The 6511-nt window shown below is 74.3% G+C and carries 4 protein-coding genes and 1 pseudogene; 3 read left to right on the forward strand and 2 right to left on the reverse strand.

The annotated features are described in order from the left end of the window. Positions 1-50: 50 nt before the first annotated feature. Complete coding sequence (locus FGF04_RS32585) at positions 51-371, reverse strand: bifunctional 3-phenylpropionate/cinnamic acid dioxygenase ferredoxin subunit (RefSeq protein ID WP_149514989.1); 321 nt, start codon at positions 369-371, stop codon at positions 51-53. Between the two features lie 214 nt (positions 372-585). On the opposite strand from FGF04_RS32585, the gene FGF04_RS32590 reads away from it, so the two are divergent. The 3 genes from FGF04_RS32590 (at position 586) to FGF04_RS32600 (ending at position 4996) form a co-directional block, all read left to right on the forward strand. Further along, entirely contained in the window at positions 586-1404 is an 819-nt protein-coding gene (locus FGF04_RS32590) for an IclR family transcriptional regulator (RefSeq protein ID WP_188114328.1), read from the forward strand. A 302-nt stretch (positions 1405-1706) separates the two neighbouring features. Next, complete coding sequence (locus tag FGF04_RS32595; protein ID WP_149514990.1) at positions 1707-2792, forward strand: S-(hydroxymethyl)mycothiol dehydrogenase; 1086 nt, start codon at positions 1707-1709, stop codon at positions 2790-2792. A gap of 20 nt (positions 2793-2812) precedes the next feature. Beyond that, a complete protein-coding gene (locus tag FGF04_RS32600) occupies positions 2813-4996 on the forward strand; it encodes a GcvT family protein (protein ID WP_235882617.1) in 2184 nt (727 codons plus the stop codon). On the opposite strand, the pseudogene FGF04_RS32605 reads toward FGF04_RS32600, so the two are convergent. Continuing rightward, a pseudogene (locus FGF04_RS32605) lies at positions 4980-6511 on the reverse strand (heavy metal translocating P-type ATPase); the annotation flags it as partial. The gene FGF04_RS32600 and the pseudogene FGF04_RS32605 overlap by 17 nt on opposite strands.

Below are 6511 nucleotides of genomic sequence, written 5' to 3' on the forward strand. Positions count from 1 at the left end.
AGGGTGGGGTCCGCGGGTCCGCCGTGTCGCGTTCCTCGTGCGCGGGGTCGTCATGCCGCCGTCCCCTCCTCGGCCGCGACGTGGACGTGGATGACGCCGTCGTCGACGGTGACGCGGTGGGTGCGCAGGGCGCGGCGCGCGGGCAGGCACGTCGGCTGTCCCGTGCGGAGGTCGAACGAGGCGGCGTGCAGCGGGCATTCGACGAGGCAGCCCTCCAGCCAGCCCTCGGCGAGGGACGCGTCCTGGTGGGTGCAGGTGTCGTCGACGGCGTAGAGCTCGCCGTCGGCGTTGAAGACCGCGATGGGCGGCGTGGTGTCGACACGGGCGGACTCGCCCGCGGGGAGGTCGTCGAGGCGGCAGACGGGAATCACGGGCCCCCCTCTCGGCCCGGGACGCACGGCCCCGGGCCTCACAGGTCCGGTCGGGTCCGGGACCTTCCTGGTCACGGACTCTTCGGTAACATGATGTTTCGCATGACGCACGAAGGAGCGTCATGCGCAACAGAATCCGCACAGGGCGCCCGTCGCGTCAAGGGCTCCCGGCAGAAGCGGCCCGAACCGGCCGCCAGGTGGTGAGAGTTGAGCTATGAGCCGCACGCAGGAGAAGGCCGACCACACGGAGGAGCCACCGGAGAAGGCGGGCCGCAGCACGGTCAGCGCCGTGCAGTCGGTGGACCGCGCGGTGAGCGTGCTGGAGATCCTCGCCCGGCTCGGTGAGGCAGGCGTCACCGAGATCGCCGACGAACTGGAGGTGCACAAGTCCACGGCGTCCCGGCTCCTCGGGGTGCTGGAGAACCGGGGCCTGGTCACCCAGGCCAAGGACCGCGGGAAGTACTTCCTGGGGGCCGGCGTACTGCGCCTCGCGGGGGCGGCGGCAGTGCGCCTGGACATCTCGCAGGAGGGCGTGGGCGTCTGCCGCGAACTGGCGGACGAGCTGGGCGAGACCGCCAACATCGCCGTCCTGGACGACACCGCGGCGGTCAACATCATGCAGGCCCGCGGCGCCGCGTCGGTCACCGCGCAGAACTGGCTGGGCAGGCGCACCCCGCTGCACGCCACCTCCAGCGGCAAGGTGCTGCTGGCCCACCTCCCGCCGACGCTGCGCGAAGGACTGCTGGCCAGGACGCTGCCGCGGTTCACCGAGCACACCGTCACCGGCACGGCCGCGCTGCGCGCCGAGCTGGAGACCGTGGTCGAGCGGGGGTACGCGATCGCCAGGGAGGAGCTGGAGCTGGGCCTGGCCGCCGCGGCCGCGCCGGTGCGCGCGCACGACGGCAAGGTGATCGGTGCGCTCAGCGTCTCCGGTCCGGTCTACCGGCTGGCTCCCGACCGGCTGCCGGAGCTCGCCGAGCGCACCGCCGCGGCGGCGGCCGGGCTGTCGCGCCGGATGGGGTACGGCCTCTGACCCGACCGGAACCGGACGCCTGCCGTACGTGACCGGATCCCAACCCGCCCCGCACGGGCACGCACCGGCGGGTACGGGTACGTACGGGCATGCGCGGGCGGTGCCGGACGCTCGTATACGGAACGCGGCGCGGAGCCGGGGAGAGCCTGCTCCGCGCCGCGGTGTGTCCGGGAGGTTTCCTGCGGTCCGCACCCTTTGCCAAGGGTTGGACCGGACCTCTTGACGGCGTCCTGGACGCCTTCTCACTATGTTCCTCAGCGCGCAACCCACTGTGCAGTGCGCAACAGCAGAGGAGCCAGGACGTGCCACACGAGGTCCGTGCCGCAGTCGCTGTGAAGAGGGGCGCACCCGTCGAGGTGCGGACGATCGTCGTTCCCGATCCCGGTCCGGGCGAGGTGCTCGTCGCCGTGCAGGCCTGCGGGGTCTGCCACACGGATCTGCACTACCGGGAGGGCGCGATCGGCGACGACTTCCCGTTCCTGCTGGGCCATGAGGCGGCCGGCACGATCGAGGCGGTCGGCGCGGGCGTCACCGACCTGCGCCCCGGCGACTACGTGGTCCTGGCCTGGCGCGCCCCCTGCGGTTCCTGCCGCTCCTGCCGCCGCGGCCGCCCGTGGTACTGCTTCGACTCGCGCAACGCCGGTCAGCCGATGACCCTCCTCGACGGCACCCCCCTCAGCAACGCGCTGGGCATCGGCGCCTTCGCCGAGAAGACCCTGGTCGCGGCGGGCCAGGCGGTGCGGATCGACCCGGCGGCCCGTCCCGAGGCCGCGGGTCTGATCGGCTGCGGGGTGATGGCCGGCTACGGCGCGGCGGTGCACACGGGCGGCGTCGGCCGCGGTGACACCGTCGCCGTCATCGGCTGCGGCGGCGTGGGCGACGCGGCCGTCGCGGGCGCCTGCCTCAACGGCGCCGTGAAGGTCATCGCGATCGACGTCGACGACAAGAAGCTCGACCGGGCGGAGCGCTTCGGCGCCACCCACACGGTCAACTCCCGCGGCACCGACCCGGTCGAGGCCGTGCGCGGTCTCACCGGCGGCTTCGGCGTCGACGTCGCCATCGACGCGGTGGGCCTGCCGGAGACCTTCCTGCAGGCCTTCCACATGCGCGACCACGCGGGGCTGCTGGTGCAGGTCGGCGTCCCGTCCCCGCAGGCGAAGGTCGAACTCCCGCTGATCGACGTGTTCTCGCGCGGCGGCGCGATCAAGTCCTCCTGGTACGGCGACTGCCTGCCCTCCCGCGACTTCCCGTTCCTCATCGACCAGTACCTCCACGGGCTGCTGGACCTCGACGCGTTCGTCACGGAGACGGTCGCGCTCGACCAGGTCGAGGAGGCGTTCTCCGGCATGCAGCGCGGCGAGGTGCTGCGTTCGGTGGTGGTCCTGTGAGCGCCCGGGACGGTGCTCCTGTGAGCGCCCGGGACACCGCGGGCGGGGCGGCCGCGGCGGGTCCCCGCGTGGTGATCGTGGGCGCCGGCATCGTCGGCTGCGCGCTCGCGGACGAGCTGACCGCCCGCGGCTGGACCGACGTCACCGTCCTCGAACAGGGGCCCCTGCCCGCTCCCGGCGGCTCCACCTCCCACGCTCCCGGACTGGTCTTCCGGACCAGCCCCTCCAGGACGCTCACCGCCTTCGCCCGGTACACGGTGGAGAAGTTCGGTTCCCTCGACGTGGACGGGGTGCCCTGCTTCGACCCGGTCGGCGGCCTGGAACTCGCCACGACCCCCGCGCGCCTGGCCGACCTGCACCGCAGGGCGGGCCTCGCCGCCTCCTGGGGCGTGCACGGCGAGGTGGTGAGCGCGGCCCGCTGCAAGGAACTGTGGCCGCTGATCGACGAGTCGGCCGTCCTCGGCGGCTTCCACACCCCGGACGACGGCCTGGCCCGCGCGCTGCCGGCGGCCCGCGCGCAGCTGGCACGGGCCGAGGGCCGCGGCGCGCGCTTCCTGGAGCGGCACACCGTCACCGGGATCGAGCGCGCGGGCGGCCGGGTCACCGGCGTCGTCACCGACCGGGGCGTCTTCCCCGCCGACCACGTGGTGTCGGCGGCCGGCTTCTGGGGCCCGGTCATCGGCCGCATGGCCGGTGTCGACGTACCCCTGCAGCCCCTCGCGCACCAGTACGCGCGGACGAGGCCCCTGCCCGAACTGGCCGGTGCCACCGCGGAGGCGTCGCGGCCCATCCTGCGCTTCCAGGACCGCGACCTCTACTTCCGCGAGCACACCGACCGCCTCGGCATCGGCAGTTACGCCCACCGGCCGCTGCCCGTGGACCCGTTCGCGGTGCCCGGCTACGACGAGGCGCGCGCCGGCGGCCTGCGGATGCCGTCCTCGCTGCCGTTCACCGAGGAGGACTGGGCCCCGAGCTGGGAGGACTGCCGCCGGCTGATGCCCGCGCTGCGCGGGAGCGCGATCGAGGAGGGCTTCAACGGCGTCTTCTCCTTCACCCCGGACGGCATGCCGCTCCTCGGCGAGGCGCGCACGCTGCAGGGGTTCTGGCTGGCCGAGGCCGTGTGGGTGACCCACTCGGCCGGCGCCGCCAGGGCCGTGGCCGAGTGGATGGTGGACGGCCGCCCGGAACTCGACGTCCACGAGTGCGACCTCACGCGCTTCGAGGACGCCCAGCGCTCCCCCGCGTACGTCCGGGACCGGGGCGCGCAGCAGTTCGTCGAGGTGTACGACGTGCTGCACCCGCTCCAGCCGATGGAACAGCCGCGTCCGCTGCGGGTCAGCCCGTTCCACGCCCGCCAGCAGGAGCTGGGCGCGTACTTCCTGGAGGGCGGCGGCTGGGAGCGTCCGCACTGGTACGAGGCGAACGCCCCGCTCGCCGCGGACCTGGACCTGCCGGGACGGGACGCCTGGTCGGCCCTGCACTGGTCGCCCGTCGCGGCGGCCGAGGCGCGGGCGACCCGAGAACGGGTCGCGCTCTACGACATGACCCCGCTGCGCCGCCTGGAGGTCACCGGGCCCGGCGCCCTCGACTTCCTGCACGGCATGACCACCAACAACCTCCGCAAGAAGCCCGGCGCGGTGACCTACACCCTGCTCCTGGACCGGACCGGCGGCATCCGCTCCGACCTCACCGTCGCGCGCCTGGGCCCCGACCGCTTCCAGGTGGGCGCGAACTCCCCCGCCGACCTGGACTGGCTGGTGCGGCACGCCCCGGACGGCGTGACGGTCCGGGACATCACCTCCGGCACCTGCTGCATGGGCGTCTGGGGCCCGCTCGCCCGCGCCCTCGTGCAGCCGCTCACCCGCGACGACTTCTCGCACGAGGGCTTCGGCTACTTCCGCGCCAAGGAGACGTACGTCGGGCACGTCCCCGTCACCGCGCTGCGGCTGAGTTACGTCGGCGAGCTGGGCTGGGAGCTGTACACCAGCGCCGACCTGGGGCTCCGGCTGTGGGACACGCTCTGGGAGGCGGGCCGGGAGCACGGTGTGATCGCCGCCGGGCGCTCCGCCTTCAACAGCCTGCGGCTGGAGAAGGGGTACCGCGCGTGGGGCGTCGACATGACCGACGAGCACGATCCCTACGAGGCGGGGGTCGGGTTCGCCGTGCGGCTGGACAAGGGGGACTTCGTGGGGGGGCGGAGGTGAGACCGTTCAGGGCGGCGACGGCGGCGGGGGCGCCGGGGCGGACCCGGTCGGYGAGGAGCAGCCAGCCCGCGCGCACCCCGTCCACGCGGACGACGACCGCGGTGCCGTCGGTGTCGGGGGCCGCCGAGCGCTCGCCGAGCCGCTCGGGTGAACCGACCTGCACCTCGCGCCCGGCCACGGTGGCAGTCACTCCGCATCCGGGTGCGGAGCGGAAGTCGTACGCCTGCGGGAGTGTCTGTGGGAGTGGCCGGGGGCGCGCCTGTGGGTGTGACTGCTGGTGCGTCTGGAGGGGCGTCTGCGGGTGTGTCCGCGGGTGCCGGTCCGCGTCCCGGCGGTCCTGGGCCGCGGCCACGATCGCGCGGGCCAGCGGGTGTTCGCTGCGGTACTCGGCGGCGGCCGCGAGCGACAGCACCTCGGCCTCGTCGAAGCCCGGCTCGGGGAGGATCCCGGTGAGGTGGGGCGCGCCCTCGGTCAGGGTGCCGGTCTTGTCGTAGACGACCCGGCCGGTCTGCCCGAGGCGCTCCATCACGACGGCGGACTTGATGAGCACGCCGTGGCGGCCCGCGTTGGCGATGGCCGACAGGAGCGGCGGCATCGTCGCCAGGACCACCGCGCACGGCGAGGCGACGATCATGAAGGTCATGGCCCGCAGCAGCGCCCCGGTGAGGTCGGCGCCGAAGGCGAGCGGGACGGCGAAGACGAGGACGGTGGCGGCCACCATGCCCAGGGCGTAGCGGTGTTCGATCCGCTCGACGAAGAGCTGCGTCGGGGCCTTCGTGCGGGAGGCCTCCTCGACGAGGGCGACGACGCGGGCGATGACCGTGTCGGAGGGGTCGCGCCCGACGCGGACGCGCAGGGCGCCGGTGCCGTTCAGGGTGCCGGCGAAGACCTCGTCGCCCACCCCCTTGGTCACGGGCAGGGGTTCACCGGTGATGGTCGCCTGGTCGAGGTCGCTCGTACCGTCGAGGACGTGGCCGTCGGCCGCCACGCGCTCGCCCGGGCGCACCAGGATCACGTCACCGACGGCGAGCCGGCCGGCCTCGACCGTCTCCTCGGTCTCCCCGGCGCCTCCATCGGGATGCAGGCGGGTGGCCGTCGGGGGCGCGAGGCCGAGGAGGCCGCGGACGCTGTCCTCGGTGCGGGCGGTGGCCAGGGCCTCCACGGCGCCCGAGGTGGCGAAGATGACGATGAGCAGCGCGCCGTCCATGACCTGGCCGATCGAGGCCGCGCCGAGCGCCGCGACGATCATCAGCAGGTCGACGTCGAGGGTCTTGCCGCGCAGCGCCCTGAGCCCTTCGAGCGCGGGCTCCCAGCCGCCGGCGAGATAGGCGACGGCGTACAGGGGTCCCCACAGCCAGGCACTCGCGCCGAACAGTTGGAGCGGCAGCGCGAGCAGGAAGGCCGCGGTGGAGACGGCGGCCCAGCGGGCTTCGGGGAGGGCGAGGAGGCGGGTGCGGGCGGGGCGGATCCGGGCCGGGACGGGCGCGGATCCGGAGGCCGGGGCCGGGGCCGAGG

Source organism: Streptomyces apricus, assembly GCF_008369065.1.
GTDB lineage: Bacteria > Actinomycetota > Actinomycetes > Streptomycetales > Streptomycetaceae > Streptomyces > Streptomyces apricus.